Origin of the sequence: Variovorax paradoxus (assembly GCA_016806145.1) — a bacterium.
Lineage (GTDB): Bacteria > Pseudomonadota > Gammaproteobacteria > Burkholderiales > Burkholderiaceae_C > Variovorax.
In genome coordinates this window covers 934,282-954,039 of the sequence record CP063167.1, presented here as the reverse complement: position 1 = coordinate 954,039, position 19,758 = coordinate 934,282, and the positions used below count along the sequence as shown (strand labels likewise).

General features: G+C 60.0%; 15 protein-coding genes and 1 pseudogene. 8 read left to right on the top strand and 8 right to left on the bottom strand.

The window, feature by feature from the left end:
- Positions 1–28: 28 nt before the first annotated feature.
- The gene (locus INQ48_35390; protein ID QRF62790.1) at positions 29–2,770 is read right to left on the bottom strand and encodes a winged helix-turn-helix domain-containing protein; all 2,742 of its coding nucleotides are present in this window, start codon (positions 2,768–2,770) and stop codon (positions 29–31) included.
- A 516-nt stretch (positions 2,771–3,286) separates the two neighbouring features.
- On the opposite strand from INQ48_35390, the gene INQ48_35385 reads away from it, so the two are divergent.
- A complete protein-coding gene (locus INQ48_35385; GenBank protein QRF62789.1) occupies positions 3,287–6,157 on the top strand; it encodes a helix-turn-helix transcriptional regulator in 2,871 nt (956 codons plus the stop codon).
- 117 nt (positions 6,158–6,274) lie between these two features.
- Here INQ48_35385 and INQ48_35380 read toward each other — a convergent pair whose 3' ends face one another.
- A complete protein-coding gene (locus INQ48_35380) occupies positions 6,275–7,813 on the bottom strand; it encodes an MFS transporter (protein ID QRF62788.1) in 1,539 nt (512 codons plus the stop codon).
- A gap of 466 nt (positions 7,814–8,279) precedes the next feature.
- Here INQ48_35380 and INQ48_35375 point away from each other — a divergent pair, with 466 nt between their 5' ends.
- From INQ48_35375 to INQ48_35350, 6 genes are all read left to right on the top strand, one after another.
- Entirely contained in the window at positions 8,280–9,350 is a 1,071-nt protein-coding gene (locus INQ48_35375) for a hypothetical protein (GenBank protein QRF62787.1), read from the top strand.
- A gap of 725 nt (positions 9,351–10,075) precedes the next feature.
- Positions 10,076–10,480, top strand: a complete 405-nt coding sequence (locus INQ48_35370) for a cupin domain-containing protein (protein ID QRF62786.1) — start codon at positions 10,076–10,078, stop codon at positions 10,478–10,480.
- Between the two features lie 78 nt (positions 10,481–10,558).
- A complete protein-coding gene (locus INQ48_35365; GenBank protein QRF63090.1) occupies positions 10,559–11,017 on the top strand; it encodes a carboxymuconolactone decarboxylase family protein in 459 nt (152 codons plus the stop codon).
- A 148-nt stretch (positions 11,018–11,165) separates the two neighbouring features.
- The gene (locus INQ48_35360; GenBank protein QRF62785.1) at positions 11,166–11,363 is read left to right on the top strand and encodes a hypothetical protein; all 198 of its coding nucleotides are present in this window, start codon (positions 11,166–11,168) and stop codon (positions 11,361–11,363) included.
- Positions 11,364–11,507: 144 nt separating this feature from the next.
- Positions 11,508–11,963, top strand: coding sequence for a hypothetical protein (locus tag INQ48_35355; protein ID QRF62784.1), 456 nt, complete (start codon positions 11,508–11,510; stop codon positions 11,961–11,963).
- A gap of 117 nt (positions 11,964–12,080) precedes the next feature.
- On the top strand, positions 12,081–12,404 hold the full coding sequence (locus INQ48_35350; protein QRF62783.1) for a cell envelope biogenesis protein TolA: 324 nt from the start codon (positions 12,081–12,083) through the stop codon (positions 12,402–12,404).
- Positions 12,405–12,610: 206 nt separating this feature from the next.
- Here INQ48_35350 and INQ48_35345 read toward each other — a convergent pair.
- From INQ48_35345 to INQ48_35320, 6 genes and pseudogenes are all read right to left on the bottom strand, one after another.
- Positions 12,611–13,061, bottom strand: a pseudogene (locus INQ48_35345) (transposase).
- 605 nt (positions 13,062–13,666) lie between these two features.
- Positions 13,667–14,620: a Bug family tripartite tricarboxylate transporter substrate binding protein gene (locus INQ48_35340; GenBank protein QRF62782.1), complete on the bottom strand. Its 954-nt coding sequence runs from the start codon at positions 14,618–14,620 to the stop codon at positions 13,667–13,669.
- A 149-nt stretch (positions 14,621–14,769) separates the two neighbouring features.
- On the bottom strand, positions 14,770–15,681 hold the full coding sequence (locus INQ48_35335; GenBank protein ID QRF62781.1) for a TauD/TfdA family dioxygenase: 912 nt from the start codon (positions 15,679–15,681) through the stop codon (positions 14,770–14,772).
- 22 nt (positions 15,682–15,703) lie between these two features.
- Positions 15,704–16,693, bottom strand: coding sequence for a tripartite tricarboxylate transporter substrate binding protein (locus INQ48_35330; GenBank protein QRF62780.1), 990 nt, complete (start codon positions 16,691–16,693; stop codon positions 15,704–15,706).
- A 61-nt stretch (positions 16,694–16,754) separates the two neighbouring features.
- Entirely contained in the window at positions 16,755–17,573 is an 819-nt protein-coding gene (locus tag INQ48_35325; GenBank protein ID QRF62779.1) for an IclR family transcriptional regulator, read from the bottom strand.
- 907 nt (positions 17,574–18,480) lie between these two features.
- Positions 18,481–18,774 (bottom strand): hypothetical protein, encoded by a 294-nt coding sequence (locus tag INQ48_35320; GenBank protein QRF62778.1) that lies wholly within the window; start codon positions 18,772–18,774, stop codon positions 18,481–18,483.
- Between the two features lie 497 nt (positions 18,775–19,271).
- On the opposite strand from INQ48_35320, the gene INQ48_35315 reads away from it, so the two are divergent.
- Complete coding sequence (locus tag INQ48_35315) at positions 19,272–19,721, top strand: carboxymuconolactone decarboxylase family protein (GenBank protein ID QRF62777.1); 450 nt, start codon at positions 19,272–19,274, stop codon at positions 19,719–19,721.
- Positions 19,722–19,758: the final 37 nt, after the last annotated feature.

The following is a 19,758-nucleotide window of genomic DNA, read 5'->3' as shown; positions in this document are numbered from 1 at the left end:
CAGTTTCGTGCGCGGCAGTGCAAGGCGGTCATCCGAAAGGGCGAGAATGAAGTGTCTCCAAGGCACGTCTTGCTCGTCTGGACCACGCGCCTGCTTCCTGCGACTCTGCCGTCGTTAATGCTCGGTAATACATTGAACTGGCTTGCTGCACGTCGCCGCCTGCCTCGGCGCGGGTGCCAGCGACCCGCCAGACCTCGGCGGCACTCCATTCGCCGAGCCCGGATTCGGCTCGTGCGACGAGATCGGCGTCCAGGAAGCGGTCGTCGAATGTGACCATCATTTCGCGCCTGGGCGCGTCAAGGTCGGCCACAATCGCCGCGGTCCGCTCCAGCATGTCATCCCGTTGCGCCGAGGCATTCAGGTTCACCGCGAACGCGTAGCATTGGGCCCAGCCATGCCAGTAGGCGAGGCCACGCGACTGCGTCTCTCTGAACATTGTGGTGACCCATGCTCCGGCGGTGTTCCATTGGCCTGACCAGATGGCGACCGGACAGACCCAGAACAGGACCATGCAGATGGTCAGCACATGGCCGCCGGCCTCAGCCTCGGCGACGGCCTGCTGCGCGATGGCCATGGCATGATGGTCGGCATCGTCGGAGATCCACAGCGAGCGCGCAAGGATGGCCTGCGCTATCAGCCGTGCATCGGGTTGCAACTGGTTGCCACGCGCTTGACGGATGCTGCGGTCGGCGTCGCACGCCATCTGCGCGTGCTGCCGTGCCAGCCCGAACTCGCCGCGGAAGTGTGCGCTCAGTGCAATCATCCGGTGGGCCAGGTTCAATGACGTGGCGTCTCTGGACTCCTGCGCGAAGGTGTGCAGGAGACGCGCATGCGTGAGCGCCTGTTGATACTCGCCACGTGTGATGCACAGGGCGCACAGTCCCCATCGGGATTGGAACTCCAGCAGTCGTGCATTCAGCGCCAGTGCGAGGCCAAGCGCGCGCTCGCAGGCAAGGACCATGTCTGTCATCGCGCCTCCGGTGTGCCATAGCGCGTTATAGAGTGCTATGTTCAGCGCGGCCTCTGTATGCCCGTCGGGGTCCGAGGCGGCTGGAAGTCGGTCAAGCGATTGCATCACTCGGTCCCGATACTCTTCGACCTGCGACAGTCGAAACCACAGTGGGGCCGATGCCTGCGTCAGCAGGGACGCAAGTGCAACCCCATGCGTATGGGCGATGCATGATTCGATCGCGAAGCGCACATCATCGAGCCGATGGGCATAGCGATCGAGCCAGAGCGGGCCGTCAACGAGGGCAAGGTCGGCGGCCGCGGTTGCCATGGCCTCAAGCATGAGTTGGGCGTGCGCATGTACGGCCACGTCCCACTGGCCCTGGGCCTTCAGGACATCCTGCGCATAAGCGCGCGTTGTGTCCAGGAGCCTGTAAGGCGCGGATGGGTTGGCGCGATCGAACGCCACCAATGACTTGGTGGTCAGTGACAGGAGCGCGCGCATGGCGACATCCGCGTCCATCAGGTCGCCAGCCATCGCTTGCGCTGCCGCTATGTCGAATGGACCCCTGAAAACGGACAGCAGCGAGAACAGCCGTGCTTCCTTGGCATCGAGTAGGTCCATGCTCCAGTCGAGCGTAGCCCTCAGGCTGCGGTGGCGGGCTGATGATGCGAGGATGCGGCCAGAACGAAGCCGGATGTGATCCGCCAAGTGGTGGTCGGTGTCTTCCAGCGACTGCACGCCCAGGCGGGCCGCCACGAGTTCGATCGCCAAGGGAATCCCGTCGAGTCGACGGCAGAGCCTGGCAAGCAGGCTGGCATGCTCGTCGGCAAACGCCGGCGCGCCAGCGGCAGTCGCCAAATCGACCATCAATTCGATGGCAGGCGAGCGCAGGGCTTCGGCAAGCGATGCGGGCTGTTCATCGGCCAGTCCGAGCGCGGGCAGCCGGAACACGAATTCGCCATTGACGCCCAGCGGCTGGCGACTGGTGACCAGTATAGACAAGCGGGGAAGCGCAGACAGGAGTGCGCTGCAGATGCCAGCCAAGGCGTCGATCACATGCTCGCAGTTGTCGAAGATAAGCAGGGTGTCGCTATCCGCAAGTCGATCGATGATGGCAGCCGTGCCTCGTCCGTCGTCCAGCGGCGCGCGAAGGGCCTGAGCGATTGCGCTCAGGACGAAGTCGGCCGAGTTGAGTGACGCGAAGTCGACGAACGCGAGATACTTCGAGCCACTGCCGGCGACGCGCAAGCGCTCCTGCGCCACATGAACGGCGACCGTTGTTTTGCCCATTCCGCCTGGCCCGACGACTGAGACGAGGGCGTTTTCGGCAGTCAGTGCTGCGAGCCGGGCAACTTCGTCCTGGCGTCCGACGAGTCGGGTCAGGCGCGATGGCGGCCGCGCGAACTCGGCCGGCGTCTGATCGACGAGCGCCGCGGCGGACGACGCCTTCGGCACGCCCTCCCTGGCGCCGGTAGATACTGCGCCTGTAAACTGATACCCGCGCATCGGGATGTTCACGATCCAGGGGGTTGGCCCTTGCCGCCCGTCCACGCCATCGAGAGCCTTGCGCAGGGCCGACATGTGCACGCGCAATTTGCCCTCATCCCCACTGCCACTGCCCCAGATGCTGGCGAGCAGTTCAGCATTCGTCACTGGTTGACCGGCACACCGTACCAACGCCACCAGCACGTCAATGGATCGTCCGCCCAGCCGCACTGGCTGCCCCTCGTGTTCGAGACGACGCTCTGCTGCGATCAACTCGAAGCGGCCGAAGCGCCAGCGATCTGGGGACGCAGCATCCGCAACCTTTAGGTCCATAAGTGTATTGTCCTGAGCGCGTCAGCGCACTTTTCTTGATTCATCCACGCCATCTCGGGACGGCCCTGTGGCTCGGCTGGCCAAGCATCGGGTGCGTCTGCGACGCTTGTGCGTTCTTATGCGCGATTCTCGCCATGAAGGCGTGGAACCCGCGAGTGTCCTGCGGCGCGCAGTCTTACACACCGTCGCAAAACGCGCTTTGGCCTCATCGGTCGTAGGTCGACCTAGGCTCAGCAACTCGTTTCATGGAAAATCGAGGGGCCGTTGCTGCTTGCGCATTTGCCCTCGGTCGACGCGCATTCGCTGCGAAGGCGTTACATTAGTGTTCACTTCGATTTCCGCGTCTTCGCATGTATCTGCGTGGCTGCTGCGTGAGGGCGCATGTGGTATGCGCATGGTCTGGCTTGCGAGCTTTGCTCCGCGAATTCGGGAGCGCGAGTGCACCGGAGGGAGCTTGGCGACACGGGTCGTCGAGTGCCGATGCGGTTCGTCGAAGCCATAGATGGTGGAATCTCAATGCCGCAACCCCCCCCCAAGGGCATCCCGGCGCCGGTTGAGCGCGTGAGGTCTCGATGGATCTTCGGTCCGTTTTTGCTTTGCGAGGCCCGAAGGCGCCTCGACTGCAACGGCGCGCAGGTGAGGTTGGGATCTCGATCGTTTGACATCCTATTGCACCTCGTGCGCCATGCCGGAGAAGTCGTTGGCAAGGAGGATCTTCTGGCGGTAGTCTGGGCGGGTCTTGTGGTCGAGGATGCGAGTGTCAGGACCCACATCTCCACGCTGCGCAAGGCGCTGCAGGCCGCGACGGCCGGGCAAGGTGAGACTCGCGAGTGGATTACCAGTGTTCCACTGAAGGGCTACAGCTTCATTGGGCCGGTCTCGCTCCAGAGCGAACAGGGCGATGTCGTCCTCCTGCAGCAACCGGCGACCAGGGTGCCGTCGTCCTTTGTTCGACCGCCCGTGCGCCTGGCCAGCCTGGTCGGGCGCGACGAGGACAGCGAGCGCCTTTTGGCCGCGCTTGCCCAGCGACGTCTGGTGTCAGTTGTTGGAACCGCCGGCATGGGAAAGACCAGCCTTGCCATCAAGGTTGCCAGCGCCCATGGCATGTCCGAGGGTGAATTTCCGCGCGAGGTGGCCTTCGCCGATTTGGCGCCGCTCGCATCGGGAGATCGCGTGCTTGCCGCGCTGGCGCGGTCTCTGGCCGTGCCAATCGATGCCACCGACACCCTTCGACTGATCGAGCAACGTCTGGATGGGCGGCGCGTCCTATTGATGTTCGACAACTGCGAACATGTGATCGACACTGTCGCTCCGATCGTTGCCAGGTTGCTGAGCAATCTGCCGGAATTGCAGGTGCTGGCAACGAGTCGGGAAGCTCTGCGCATCGGTGGCGAATTCGTCTACCGACTTCCGACACTGGTCGTGCCGCCCCATGAGCCAATCGGCCTTCGCGAGGCACTTCAGTTTTCTGCAGTTCGCTTGCTCGTCGAGCGCGCCGAAGCGGCTGGCGCGCCCACCTTCGGCGACGCTGACACCGAGGCATTGGTTCGAATTTCGCGCGCGCTTGACGGGATTCCGCTCGCGATTGAATTGATCGCCAGCCGGCTGAGCGTGCAGTCCATAGCCGATCTGATGCTTCGCCTGGACGATCACCTGCAGTGGTATTCGATGAGCACGCGCTCCGGTGCGGCGCGACATCGGACCTTGGCTGCCGCACTCAATTGGAGCGTGGCACTGCTCAGTCCGTTGGAGCAATGCCTGTTCCGAAGATTGTCGGTCTTCAGGGGCCAGTTCGATGCGGCTTCGGCCCTAAACCTGCTCTCTGACCAAGTACCGCCTGATCGAGCGCTGGACGTGCTTACCAACTTGGTCGGCAAGTCTCTCGTGCGCTTCGTCTCCTTCAGCACTGCGGCTCCCTATCGGCTGCTCGACACCACGAGGGTCTATGCGACCGGCTTGTTGGTGGATAGCGGCGAGAGTGATGCCGTGTATTCAGTACATGCCCGCCACATGATCGAGGTCATGAACACGGCCGTGTCCGATCTTTCGACAATGAATGTCGAGCGCTGGAACGAGCGCTACGGTCACTGTTTGGACGACGTGCGTTTCGCCCTGGACGGCCAGGACACTTCCCAGCCGGGACAGCGATCTTTGTCGGGCGAACTGACGGTTGCCTCGGCGCCGCTGTGGTTCCACGCATCGCAGATCGAGGAGTTCCGTGATCGGGTGCTCGCTGCCTTGCGTAACGAGGAGGCGCGCGGCGGCGCTGATGCCGAGACGGTCACTTGGTTGCAGATCGCCCTGAGCAATACGCTGTGGCATACCCGGGGGCCCGTTCCGGAGATGCAGCAGGCATGCGAGCGGGCATTTAGTTCTTCGCTGAGTTCGGGCTCGCCGCTGCTTGAACTGCAGGCAAGATGGGCGCGCTGCATTTTCCTTGTCGCCAGCGGTGCCTACTCAACCGGCAAGCGGCAAGCCGATGAACTTCACGTGTTCGCCTTGCGGAACAACGATCCTGCCGCCAAAAACCTGGCCCATCGGATGATGGCGCTGTCGAGCCATTTCTGCGGCGAATTCGAACTCTCAAGGCTCCATGGCGAGGAAGCGCTCGGGACGTCGGGAGGCACGCCACGCATGCGCGGCAACATGCTTCAGATCGCGGCCAATGTCGCCTCTCGCGTCTTCCTTGCCCGGACACTCTGGATTCAGGGTGCGGCCAATGAAGCCATTGCGACGGCCGAAGGTGCGATGCGTGAAGCGCAGCAGACGGGCCAGGCGCTTTCGTTGTGCTTCGCCCTGTTCGGCGCTTGTCCTGTTGCGATATGGGCCGGAGACCTGCCGCGTGCCAGGGAACTTGTCGACCTCATGTTGCTGGAGAGCGAGCGGCGAGGTCTTGTGTATTGGAACCAGTGGGCGCGGTGCTTCGAGCTGGGTGTGAAGATCCTTGCTGGGGAGATGAACGACGTTCAGTTGGAGGTCGATCGTGCTGCCTGGGGCCAAATGGATCAACCGCGGCGGGAAATGTTGGTTACCTTCAGTCCGAAATTCATCGATGACCGCATGGTCTGCGCAGTCTGGCAGGGCGAGAGCCAGTGGTGTGCCGCCGAGGTCTGGCGGGCAGCAGGTCATCGCCGAGAGATGGACGGTGACCTCGAGGAAGCTCAGGCCCACTATCTACGGGCCGCCGAAGTAAGCCGTCGACAAGGTGCCAGGGTCTGGGAGCTTCGCGCAGCGCTCGCGCAGGCGCGGCTTTGGCTTCGCGCTGGCCGGCAAGGGGATGCCAAGAACGCGTTGGAGGGCGCGCTCGGTCGCTGCCTGCCGGGTCAAGACTTCCCGGACTGGCGCGAGGCGAATGCGCTCTTAATGCGAGCTGGGAATGCGCAGTGACAAGGTGTTCGGCGCGAGGCGCACGGGTTCAATGTCAGGCGTTGAGCTTGGTCGCTTGTCAGAGTTTCGTACGTCGATGCACTGCGGATGTCCCATGTCAACTTAGTCGCAGGCTCTTCAGCGTTTGCGTGAGATGCGCCACGCGCGTTCGCCCAGAACGGCCAGCAGGCACAGTGCGGCCATTGCCGCGATCGCGGTGAAGTAGTCGAGAGATGCCATGAAGCTGGCCTGCTGCACCATGATGCCGTTGATGGTGGAATAGGCCATCTGCAACGCCTTGGCGGGATCAGCGCTGGCACCGTAACGCTGGGTCAGAATGCGCAAGGTGCCCTGAAGAGCGAGGCTATCCGGCCCGAGGACTTCGCTGAACCGCACATAGTGCTGCGCCAGGCGCCATTGGGAGAAGAGCGTCGCCGCGCAGATGCCCGAAGCGATACCCAATTGCGCCAGCACGTTCTTGATCTGGTTGGCGTGGGAGAAAACGGTCTCGTCGCGCTGTACGTCCCGGAATGTTTGAACCGCGGTAGTCGACAGCACTGTGATGACGAAGGCGCCTGCACAGAACAGCGCCGGAAGGATGCCGTACTCGATACTTGCCGTCTCACTCATGCGGCCGATAAGTACGCCCGCGGTGGTGAGAAGGAGAAAGCCGGCGAAGTAGTACCGCGCAGGTCCTTGGTTGCGCGGAACTAGGCGGGACAGGATGATCCATGCCACTATACCGCCCGAGGATCCAATGGCCACGTAGCGGGCGGCGATGTAAAGCGGCAGGTCTAGACTGCGAAGCAGCATCGGAATGGCGGTGTTGTTGGCGCCGAGAATGCCGTAGCACAGCCCGAACACAGCAAGGCCGATCAGATATCGTCGCTGCGACATGTCATGCAAACGGAGGGCGGGTTGCTTGCTCGACAGAACCAGCCACACTGTGAGAACGAGGGTCATGAGGCCTAGTGCGACGTAGCCATACAGCGGAGAGCGCATCGAGAAGAAATCGAACGTACTTCGTTGCTCGGCAAACAGCAAGAGAGCGCTGCCACCTGCCAGGGCCAGTAAGCCTCTTAGATCGAAGGGTGTGCGCGTCGCTAAGCGCTCACATGGGAGCGCAAGCTCTCCCAGAACGGCAATGACAAAGGCAGGAATGAGTTGCGCAAGGTATGCCATCCGCCAGTCGGATGATGCCAACGCCATCGATGCAGCCAGCGGCCCGCATGTCACTCCCCAGGCAATTCCCGAGGCAAGGAATCGGATGCCGGTGAAGCGCAGGGGCGATGGAGGCAAGAGATTGACCAGCACGCGGGCAGCGGTCATAAAAGACGCACATCCGAGTGCAGTCAGGAGTCGTCCGATGGTAAAGCCCCCGAGAGACTGGCTTGCCGCACATGTGAGGGAGCCGGCGACGAAGAATGCGCACGAAAGCCGGATGAACCATCGCCAGCCCATGCGCTCGACGAGCCAGCGATGGTTGAAGATGATCCCGATGGCGGTGACAGCATAAAGGGTCGCCACCACACTGTATTCCTCCGGACTAGCGCCAAGATCGCCCATCACGGGCGCGGCGTTGAAGGCGAAGATCCCGATCTGCAGGAAATCGCTGAACGGCAGAGCGCCAACGAGCAGAAAGAGCCAGATCCGGTGGGCAGCGGGCCTGTCGTTCATCGAAGATTAGGGGCATTGCCCGGTTGGATTGATCTACGCGCCATGGCATTTCCGTCGGTCACCGTGTGCGGCAACGACTGGTCGTCAAACCGTGGCGGCGCGCTCGGTTGATGCATGGACCGGCGAGTCAGCCGGACGGCGCCCGATCGATTCGCGCGGCAACAGCAGCACGTGTTCATCCGCCAAGCCTAGGCGCAGCTTCGCCTGCATCCATCGCCCGTTCGGCGTCTGCCCTCTATCCATTTCGGGCGTCATTCACCGGTGGCACGACGCTAGTGGCGGCAGTGTTGGCCGACAAAAAGTAGAGGCGGCACTCCTTCCATGGAGTGCCCGCGAATGCCCGCGAGCACTGAACACTCTCCTTGGCGCCTAGCCCGGGGCTGGCGCGCCAGGAGCGTGTTGGCCAGCAAGCGGCTCGTAGCGAAATGTCCCCGAAGAACTGTCAGTGACCCCACGGAGAAATTCGATGAACGCTATCCCAATCAATGGCGCGACGAGCGCGACACGTCATCAGTCTGCCCGGCTCTACTGGTTTCTACCACCGCTTGCTGCGGCTCTCTATCCGCTGTCCCTGGTGGGGTTCCACGGAAGCGTCGCGAGGTTCATGGCTGGGGGAAACGCGGCGCACTGGCTGGGCGCGGCTGTCTGCCTGTGTCTGGCCTTCTTTGTGCCAATGCTCGCGCTTTGGGTGTTCGCCAAGCTAATGCGCCAGCCAGGGCCTACCCGCGCAGAGCTCCTGGCCAGGCGAGTGGCGCTGTTCTCGGTGACTGCCCCGCCGCTGTTCGTGCTTGTTGGCGTCGGAACCTTTGTGGCCGGACTGCCGAAGGTTGACTTCTGGATCCTAGCCATCTTCTGGTGCGCGCTTGCCGTAGCCATAGGGCTGGCTGATCCTAACGCGCCCGCAGATCCGCCGAAGCCGCTGATCAAGCCGGTCTGGCGAGTGCTGCATGGCACGGTGGCCCTGCTATTTATCGCGGGATTTCTGGCATTGCACTTCAGCAACCACTTGCTTGCCCTGATCAGTGTGGACATGCACCATGCGGTCATAGAGGTCTTGCGCAAGTGGTACCGCACACCGCTGGGCGAGCCCCTGCTGCTTGCAGCCGCCGCCTACCTCGTGTGTTCGGGCCTAGCCATGGCGTGGCGCTGGAGTGAGCGCTCGTCCGATGGCTTCCGGGCATTTCAAGTCGCGACGGGTGTGTACCTCTCTGTAGCGGTGACAAGCCATCTGCAGGCTGTTTTCTGGCTTGCCCGCGTCCACATGAAGATTCCGACCGACTGGGGATTCGCGATCGGGGCACCGGCAGGGCTGATCGTCGATCCTTGGAACATTCGTCTGCTTCCCTATTACGCCCTGGCGGTTGCTGCAGTGACCGCGCACGCCTTTGCCGGCGCACGCATCGTGCTGCTCGGGCATGGAGTGAGCCGGCGGCGCACGGACGCGCTGGTGATCTGGGGCACGGCCTTCGGCTTGCTCCTCATGACGCTTATCACGCTGGCGATGACGGGAATGCGGCTGAACTTCAGCGGCAGATAGCGCAGCCGCGCGCGACCAGCGAACCGGAGCCGGCCACACTTTCCGCCTAGCCCTGTTGCCCCAGGAGAAACACACTTGCGACTTGTTCGCACATGGTCCCGTTCCATCTTCCGATGCCGGGGTCAGTGAGCCGCGCCTCATTGCCGTCGCGCCTCGAACGGGCGGAGAAGACGCGCAGAAGCCAAAGTGCGCCGCACGACTCGTACCTCCAAGTGCATGAATGGGCCGGGCGGGGCGCGGTTACTCGAGCGCCGTTAACGCGATTCCTGAGCGTCAACGGCATCCATTGCAAGCCAGGCCAGCGTGCAACGCAGCGCCTCCTAGAATTTTTATGCGATCCAAGGGACGCCTATCCACCCGCCACGCCAAGTGGCTAGTCGCAGGTACCCGCCGCAGCGGGCAGAGTCTTGCCGAGGGATGGGTAGGAAGCGAGCGACCTCCAAGACGAGCGTCAGGCGCGAGCTTGAGCAAGGCTGAGCAGTTCCCGGGGGTGATACCCGCGTCCCGGTAAAACGTGGTCGGGCCGCTCGACATCCGCTGCTCCACACAAAGGGAGAGTCAGCTCTCACCACCTCAGACGTACCAGCGATTCCCGTCGCATCCCAGAATTTGTTCTTGCGCTGTGGCCACCGCGTCGAACCGATGAGTTTGCCAGCAGCGCCTCGTGCCGGCAGTGTCGGCGCACTACCAAAGATCGCCTGTTCAATGCAAAAAAGGAGTTAATCATGCGGAAGTTTCAGAAGCTCGTCGCCTCTGCGGCAATCTTGACGGCGGGCTTTAGCGCGCAAGTCGCGTTGGCCAGCGACGCAGTGGTTAGCACGTTGTTGACCAAGCCGCTGCCGGACATCAAGGGCAAGGAGGTGTTGATGATCACGGTAGACTTCCCGCCCGGCGCCGTGGATCCGGTCCATCGGCACGATGCGCATGCCTTCGTCTATGTCTTGGAAGGTACCATCGTCATGGGCTTGCGTGGAGGCAAAGAGGTCACTCTGGGTCCGGGCCAGACGTTCTACGAAGGCCCCGACGACATTCATACCGTCGGCCGCAATGCGAGCACGACGGCACCCGCAAAATTCGTGGTCTTTCTTGTGAAGGACGAGAAGAAGCCGTTCTTCACCCCAACCAAGTAGCGCCCCGATTGCTTGGAGGAGCGCAGCATCTGGTGCAGCGCCATGCAACCGGAACGGAACATTGAATTGGGGATCACCATGGACAAGCCAAGACTTCCCTGGATAGAGCTCTCGCCCCAGAGCTTCCAAGCGATGACTGCGCTCAACACGACGATCGCCAGATCGCAACTGACCCCTGTGCTGAGAGAGCTGGTGCGGACACGAGTCTCGCAGATGAACGGTTGTGCGTTCGGGTTCGACTTGCATGTTCGTGACCTGCGAGATCTTGGGGAGTGCTGGCAGCGGATCAACAATGTGTCCACATGGCGGGGGGTGGGGTTGTATGACGAGCAGGAGCGCGCAGCGCTCGGTTGGGCCGAAGCGCTAACTCGCCTGGGAGATGGATGCGGCGACCAGGACGAAGCGTACTTTGCGCTCAAGCCCTATTTCACAGACGAGGACATCGTGGACCTCACTTGGCTGGTGGCCGCGACCAACACGTGGAACCGCGTCGCGATCGGGATGCGTATCCCGCCATCCACGCATCCCCTGGACTAGTGGGTGGCTCGCGCAAAGAAACAGGCGGCAGTGGCGCAGGGGAACCAACCCGTGCAGGACGCCTGAACCACTGATGAAACGAAGAGCGCGGCCAAATCCTTCGAGACGACGCCTGCGAACGAATTGACTCAAACCAACGGAGCAAACGATGAGAAGCCTGTCTCGTAATCGATCGATGGCAGATGCGGCGTGGCCAGTGGCAGCGTCGATCCTTTTGGTCGCGGCCGCGGTTTCGTGGGCATTCGCCTCGACGATACCGCCCAAAAGAGGCGGCAACGCGGTGAAGGTTGAACTGCCGGAGCCGGCGATCTGTACCTCGGTGCCCGAGAGCCAGCGCAACCAATAGATACCCAACCTTCTAGCTTGCACATCAACCCGATCCAATCCCTGTCGGAGGTTACATGATCAGACCCCGTTCTTCCCGCCGTGCCGGTCGCCTGCAGCGACTGGAGTGGCTTTTCGCTGGCATTCGGTCGCAATAGGTGATGACATGTATGCCGCATCACGGATGCAGGCCCAGGCGCCTGCGCACCTGACATCCTATTGCCGACGCGATACGGAGTTTATTGAGTTGCTACAAGGCTATCGCCTCAGAGGCGGCCTCGTACGTGCCGAGATGCTCATCGACGATGCAGGCGCACAGCGCCAGACCGCGGTGCTTTCCATGGCCCGTCGCATCGCTTCGAGGGAACTGTTAAGCTTCAAGTGGCACGAGAGCATTTGGGTTCCGATGTTCCAGTTTTGCCCGGCCTCGCTGGCTCTTCGGCCAGGTGTGTCGGAGATATTTGCCGAACTGGTGGGCGCGATGGACGACTGGGAGATCGCGCAATGGTTTGTGACCCCGCATGTCGCACTCGCAAATGTCACGCCGCTCTCCAGGATCGATCTAGACGTGGATGAACTGCGACGGGTTGCACGCGTCGACCGGTTTGTCGCGCGTGGCTGATCGATCGGCGCTGCCACGACATTGTTCCTCGGATGCGCGCGGCGGCGCCGCCCGCACGTCGAGATCCATTGTCCATCCACCACTCCATCAAAGTTCTTATCAACCATAGAGGTAAATATGAAGAAGTACGTAGCAAGTCTGATCGTTGCCATGCTTACGGCCAGCGCTTATGCGCAGAATCCGCCGGGAACCACGTCCGAGCAGCAGTCCGTGACCGACTCGAAGGGGCAACTTGCGGCACAGGCGAAGCGTGACGCCAAGGCGAGGGGCCAAGTCAAGGTAGCTGGCGGCGACATCATCAAAACGCCCGAGGGCGGCGCGATTGGTGCGGACAAATCCGCCGTCAATGGCGAACTGCGTGCGGAGTCGCGCGACGAACGCCGGCGCAACAAGGATGGATCGCTCAAGCGTCGTTCGACGCAGGGCGGTACACCGAAGTAGTCAGTGCTGGTGATCGGGTGCCTGTCGCCCGGCAGCCGGCTGGCTCGACTAAGGATGGTCTGCAGAACGTGATCTGCGGCCGCGATGGAATGAACCCGCGGATGACGATGCATCCGCTTTGCTCATTCGAGCACGTTCGGCTTCTGGGCACCGCGGCCGTATGTATTCGCGGCCCTGCAAGCCCGAATCGGGCGTCGCGGCCGCACTCATGCCTCGGCCTCCATCAAACGCCGCCGCGCCATCCACATATTCGACAGTGCAAACAGCGTGACGATCTGCACCGTGTTCTTCGTCAGGCCTCGATAGTGAACCGTGTTTAAGCCGAACTGCCGCTTGAACACTCGGAACGGGTGTTCGACCTTGGCTCTGATGCTGGCCTTCATCTTCTCCACGCGCTCGGCCACGAACTCCGGCTCGATGAACGGGATGAGCCCCCGACGTTCGCCCCTACGCATTGCCAAGTCGGTCCTGCAGCCTCGGAACGCTTGTGAACCCTTGATAGCCCGAGTCGCCGAAGGCCGAGTGTTCTTCAACGTGAAGCAGCGACCCAGCGATGTTGATATCGCTGATGTTCACCCCCGTACCCTCCACCGTGTGCACCAGCCCCGACGCGGCATTCACGCCGGTATGAGCTTTCATACCGAAGTACCATGCATGGACGCCCCCGGTTTGCCAAGCTTTCAGTTCACGATGACTCGAAGTTATCGATTGCAGACATGCGTCCGAACTTCAGTGCAGGCGATGCTTGCGGTCGCTGATGAATTCGAATGTTGGTTCCCCAATCACTGATGTGCACTGAAGGTGCGAGGTACTTCTCGGGTTTTCCTACCTCGGTCTGACCTATCGTGCCATCATGTCCTACTCCCCTGAGCAATCGGTGGTTCAGTTCTCTCCTCTAAGCTGCGGTCTTGCCGATTTCGTCTCTTGCCTCATGCGCCGGCAGCCATCGCTACACACTCGTTGCTATATGTCCGATCCTTCGCGAGCAAGGCCCATACGACACGGGCGTTCTTGTTGGCGAGAGCTACCGCCACGACGTTGAGGTTTCGTCGCAGCAGCAGTTTCCCCACCCAACTATCTTCTTTGGTGGCCTTGCGTTGGTCAGCCAGAATTACTGACCATGGGCTTTGGATTAGAAGCGTTCGAAGGTATGTGTCGCCGCGCTTGCTGATGCCCAGCAACGTTGCTTTGCCGCCGGTTTAATGTTGTCGAGGAACGAGCCCTACCCACGCTGAGAGTTGCCTGGCGCTTTCGCGCCGAAATTACTCCGCCTTAAAGCCCGAACTCTTGATAGGGGCCTCCCAGCGCCTGAACTGTTCTGCCTGCAAAGACGTCAGCTCGGTGGGCCCCGCATAGCTAGGTGTCAGCCCAAGAGCGTAGATTCGATCTTGAAAAGCAGGTGCAGACACGGCTTGCTCTACCGCCCGGGAAATACGCTGAACCCTTGCCGGTTGCATGCCACTCGGGCCGTACAGGCCGAAGAACGCGTCCGCCGTGAAGTCGAACCCCGCCTCCTTTGCTGTTGGAATGTCGGGAACAGCGCGATTGCGGCGATCGCCGGTCATCGCCAAGATTTTGACTCGACCAGCCCTATGGTGTTCAAGAGTTTCTGAAGCGGTATCGATCATCAGCGGGACCTGGCCAGCAATGAGATCCTGCGCAGCGGGCGCTCCGCCGCGATAGGCCACGTGCGTCAGTGGTACACCGGTTGTTTGTGCTAGCAACTGCCCTACAAAATGAGGAACTGTCCCCGCTCCAGACGTAGCGTAATTTGCCTTTTGAGGGTTGCTCTTCATCCACTCCATGACTGCTTTTAAGTCGCCAGAGGGAGCACCGGGCCCAGACGTGATGGCAAAGTCGAACTTGTTCGTCAGCGCCAGTGGAGTGAAGTCTTTTAGAGGATCGTAGCCGATGTTCTGATAAAGCCACGGATGAATGACAAGTACACCACTGGGGGTAAAAACAAGCGTGTTTCCATCAGGCGCCGAGCGCTTCAACTCTACAAGCGCAAGGCGTCCACCAGCCCCAGGCTTGTTGTCAACAATCACATTTTGATCAAGTGAGACTCGTAGTCGTTCTGCGAGCAATCTGGCCACTGCATCCACCGAACCTCCCGGTGAGTAACCGACGATGATGCGAATTGTTCTATCGTCCGCAAGCGCGGCGGAAGCTATCATTGAGGCACATGCAAAAGCGAGCAAATTTCGGCGCTTCATTTTTATAGTCTCCTATTCATTTATAAACTTTGGCTGATGTTCACTGCGTTCGTGTGATCGCTTTGGGGCGTCGGCAATACAGCCACTCACAGATCTCTCAAATAAAGACAGCTCCCAAAGCGAATAAACTTACGTTTCTGAGAATTATTTTATTGAGCCAGTTCTAATTCTTGTTGCAGACGCGCGGCTTCGCTTGAGCGCACAACCTCTTCTGTAGTTGCGCGCCGCAACTCCCTCCGCTCGGCGAAGTCGTACCATTTTCCTCGGTGCAGCGTTGCCGTGTTGTCCCACATCACAAGGTCTCCGACCCGCCACTTGTGTTGATAAACAAACTGCCGCTGCGTTGCATGCTCAATAAGGTCCATCGCCAGCATGCGTCCCTCAGGCAAAGTCATGCCTTCGATTTCGCAAATGTGATGGCCGACGTACAAACATCGGCGACCTGACCGCGGATCGGTTTGCACCAGCGGCCAGCGGGCCGGAGCAATCGCGGTCTTCTGAGCTTCATCGTAGCCCGTGTCTCCAAGGAGGAATCGTGAGTGCAGCGATGAGTGCACTCCCACTAAGTTATCAATCTTGGTTTTTCGCCAGTCTGGTAGCTCGTCGTAGGCAGCTCGCAGGTCGGCGAACTCTGTATCGCCTCCAAACTGAGGTACAACATGCGCCGACAGCATTGAGTACTTGGCGCGTACTTGTTGGAATGAACTATCGCTGTGCCAAAGCTGGTTGGCGACATTGCTGACGATTCTGGAGTGACTTCGCTCTGCAACCTCACCCTCTGCCGTCACGTTCGAAATGTCGGCCAGTTCGTTGTACGCGAAGCGGTGCGTGCCTCGCCGCAGTTTACGTAGGCCTGTATCTAGGGGACCAAAGTTCTTTGCGAAGCGGATCTGCTGGTCTTGATCAAGAAGCTGATCTCTAAAAACCAGAACGGCAAAGCGGTCCATAGCAGATTCGATTTCCTTCACCTCGTCAAGCCGGAGTTCTGATGAGATATCAATACCGTGCGCAAGAGCGCCAATACTAGCTGTCAGAGGGGTGAGTTCAAGTTTCGAATTCATTCGCTTTCCTATTTTTCGGAATTTATTCAATCTTAATTCCAGAGGCTTTTATTAGATGTGACCACTTATCAAGTTCTGAAGCTATGGCTTTGTTGTATTCTTGAGACGATGAACCGAGCGGGTCGCTACCAAGTTGGATAAATCGATTCACAACAACAGGAGTTCGCATCACTGCTGCGATGTCCGTACTGATACGTTCGAGCAGGTTAGGTGGTACGCCACTTGGAGCAATGATCCCCATATAGCTCAGTGCTGCGAACCCTGGGACTGCGTCTGAGATAAGCCCGATGTCCGGCGCTATTGCAGCGCGTTTAGGACTGGCCAAAGCGATTGGCTTCAGACGCTTTTCCCGCACGAACGGCATCGCGGAGAAGAGCACGTCAAACAACAGCGGCACCTGACCGCCTAGAACATCCTGCTGCGCTGGCGCACTCCCTTTGTATGGCACATGCACGAGATCAATTTTTCCCATTCGATTGAGAAGCTCGCCGGCCAAGTGAGTACCGGTGCCAACACCCGGCGACGCATAGCTGAGCTTTCCAGGATTCTTGCGCGCGAATTCAAGAAGTCCCGCCGCGTCATCAAATGGGACAGACGGGTGCGCGAAGATTCCGTAATGCGTATAGGCGAGCTGCGACACGCCACTGATATCTCGCAACGTGTCAAAAGGCATCTGGGACTGAAGCGCCGGGTTGATCATCAGCGCACTCGTTGCCATCCCCAGCGTGTAACCGTCCCTTGGTGCACGGGCGACAAACTGTGTGCCTAGCAACGTACCCGCGCCAGGCTTGTAGTCCACTACGATCGGCTGGCCCCACTTCTCACGTAATCCATCTGCGATCAGACGTGCGAGCGTATCGGTCGGCCCACCAGATGAAAACGGAACGATCAGTTTGACCGGGCGTTCCGGCCAAGGCGGCGAAGCCGCCCAATCCGCTCCAGGAACGCTTGCCGCAAGCAAAGCTGTCAGTTTCAGCAGATCGCGGCGGTTCAAAGCAACTTGGTCTCTCATTTGTTCTCCGCATTTCATCAATTGCTCTCCAGAAGCGAGGCCTTATCGCAAAGCAGATGCCTTAGACTCCGGCTTGCACGATCTCTCTTCCTGATTTACCGCCGATCTCTCGAGCGATTGCGTCCGCTGCCGTCAAAAGAGCGGGAACCACTTCTTCAACGAGCTTTCCCGCGGAAATCACGAAAGAAGGGCCGCCCGAGTTGATCGATATCACTTCACCTTTGGGCGTGCGGATCGCAACTGCGGCGGCATTAATGGCAGGATGCCAATCTCCCAGAGATAACGCGTAGCCGTTGCGACGAGCGTCAACCAGGGCGGAAGTTAGCGACTGTTTAGTCTTGGCGTCGCAATTGCAGTTTCGAAGGACCGCATTTCGGGTTGCGTCGTCCGCTCCGGAAAGCCAAGCGCGACCTAAGGCTGAACGGGTGATGGACATTCGCGTTCCCACGTCCGCCGCAATCACTGCAATCACCGCCCTTGACCGAGCCGTTTCCACGACCAGCATGTCGTCCGCATCCCGAATTCCGAGGAAGCATGTACTGCCCACAGTCTCAGCTAGTTCGATCATGTGCGGCCTGGCGCTAGCGCGGATGTCCAATCCCCCGAGGAACGCCTCTGCAAGACGAACCACACCGGATCCGATCTCCCACCGATCGGGCATGCCGGCGAGTCTGAGATGTCCCAGTTCCTGGAGCGTCGCGATGAGACGTGTCATCGTTGGCCGAGGAATGCCAGTCATTGCAGCGACTTCGCTGTTGCTCAATGGCCGCCTCGCTGCTGCAAAGCAGTCGAGTACGCGGAAACCTCGTTCGAGCGCACTCACTGTGTCAGCGCCGCGCTCCGTACCAGCTTGGTCAGATGAAGGCGATTTGTCAGCCATGGCCGAACTCTATCTGCGATCTGAGGATGTGTCAATTTTTTTTGAAATCGGATTTCATATTTATGTTTGTACTTCTTTGACGCCCAGTCCGCACGACAAAGCAAAATGATGATCAGCTTGTCAAGTTGCCGTGGCCACGGCGATCTAGGGTAAGTAGCACCAACGCTCACTGGCCTGCCCTCGGTTCCCTCGATGCGTTGGATTGGGCACGACGCAGGGTGGTCAACCCGTGCTGAGCGGCACTGTTGAGACGTGAATAGGCTTTTGGCTTGACGGAGGGAGTTGCGCGGCAGAACGTTCGATCCGACTTCCGTGCCCCCGGGAGTGACTGCCTGTAACGCTGACCATGCGATGTACCGTATGAGGCCGCGGCCCTTGGGGTGCCGGAAGACCCAAACGGGTGACACGGGACAGGGTGTTGCCCCAGGGTGTACCGCCAGGAGCGCCGATCACTGAGCGACCCGCTTGGGCTTCCGACACGGCAAGTCAAACCGCAAAAGCAGCGAGGTTGTCCGTGGGTACTTCCTTCGGCGGGCTGGATTGGGCCAGCCAGTCGCACGCGGTGTGCATCATCGATGGACAGGGCAGTGTGCGCGAACGCCTGGAGGTCGCGCACAACGCTGCCGACCTCGCAGAGTTGCTGTGTCGCTTGAAGCTGGACTGCTCCTGGTCCGGTAGACAAACCCCACCTATCCTTTAGGCGTAGGAGGGAGTGCCATGAGCACCCAGAGGTTTACGCCCGAATTCAAGGAAGAGGCGGTCAAGCAGGTGAAGCGGCCGGCCATCCCAATCTTGGTCGAGAGTGGCGCACGTGGTGGATAGACTTCCGCTACCGGCCGTCAGGAGGCTTTGCTTGAGTGAATCGCTTCTTATCAGCCGCCGATTTGACGACGAAATCTTTGACCCGTCAGACCGCGACTAGGAAGACGCCCTCAGACAGGTCTTCATCGAGAACGAACCTCAACTGAACGGAGCGACCTAGGAAAAGCTTCGTGGCGCGTTCCTTCGCTTCGGGACCGTCGAGGGGCTGTTGTTCGTCGTCTACGTCTATCGCCTCGGACATGTCAAGCTCGAGCAATGGGCCGATGCGGAATGCGAGCGCGAGCTTGCCGGCGCTTTGCACCTGCACCGCGTGATCTTTGACGATGCGCTGAGACTCTGCAGATTGGCACGGGAAAGAAACATTGCAGGTCTGCGTCAAGAACCGTGGGTTCAGAATTGAAGCAACATGACTCTCAGCTTTGGATAAAGCTGAATGTCTCTTGTGGATCCATTTTTCAGCCAGCGTTCTGGCGACGAAGTCGGCTTCGCCACCCGCTGGCCAGGGAACGGTTCAACTGATTGGTCTCGAAGGAAGGGCGTTTTGCGACCGCGTTGCGGTTGCGATCCAACCGCGCCGATCGCGTCGATGAGCGACCTACGGCTGGGATCAGGCGACGAAGCAGCCACTTTTCCCCTTTGGAGGAATCGAATGTGCTGGCGGTAAATTTGGTGGGTGTACCGAGTTTCCGTCACCAGACAGTACTCCGCATTTCAAAAAATTGGTCTCCTCTTTGGAGCATGCCCCACCTATCCAGTTCGGGCGATGCATCCAAGGGGGAATGCGACCCATCATCGGATCGCGCGGTGCATTGCCGCACCGTTTTGTGCGATTGCGTGACTGCCGCGCGCTTTTGAATCTTACGAAAAGGTCTACACATGAATCGATCAAATTGGTTTACCGCTTCGCCGGAAGGTGCCAAAGCGATTGGCGCGCTTCATCACTACGTCACCACCGGCACAAGACTTAAAGCATTGCTTGTCGATCTCGTCTTCTTGCGTGTTTCGCAGATCAACGGGTGTGCGCACTGCATCGACATCCATACCCGCGACCTTGTCAAGGAAGGTATGTCGGTGGAAAAAATCGTGTTGATCCCTGTTTGGCACGAAGCAACCTATTTGTTTTCCGATCAGGAACGCGCGGCGCTGGCTTGGGCTGAAGAGGTCACCAGAGTCAGCGAAACGCATGCCTCGGATGAGGCGTATGCCGCGGCCGCCACGCAGTTCGAAGAGCGGGATCTGGTTGATCTCACGCTCGTCATCGCAGCAATGAACGCCATCAATCGCATGGGGATCAGCTTCCGGCTCAAGCCGCGAGCAAAGGCCTGACGTCCTAGAGAAGTCACGGGAAAGGGTCGCGAGGTAG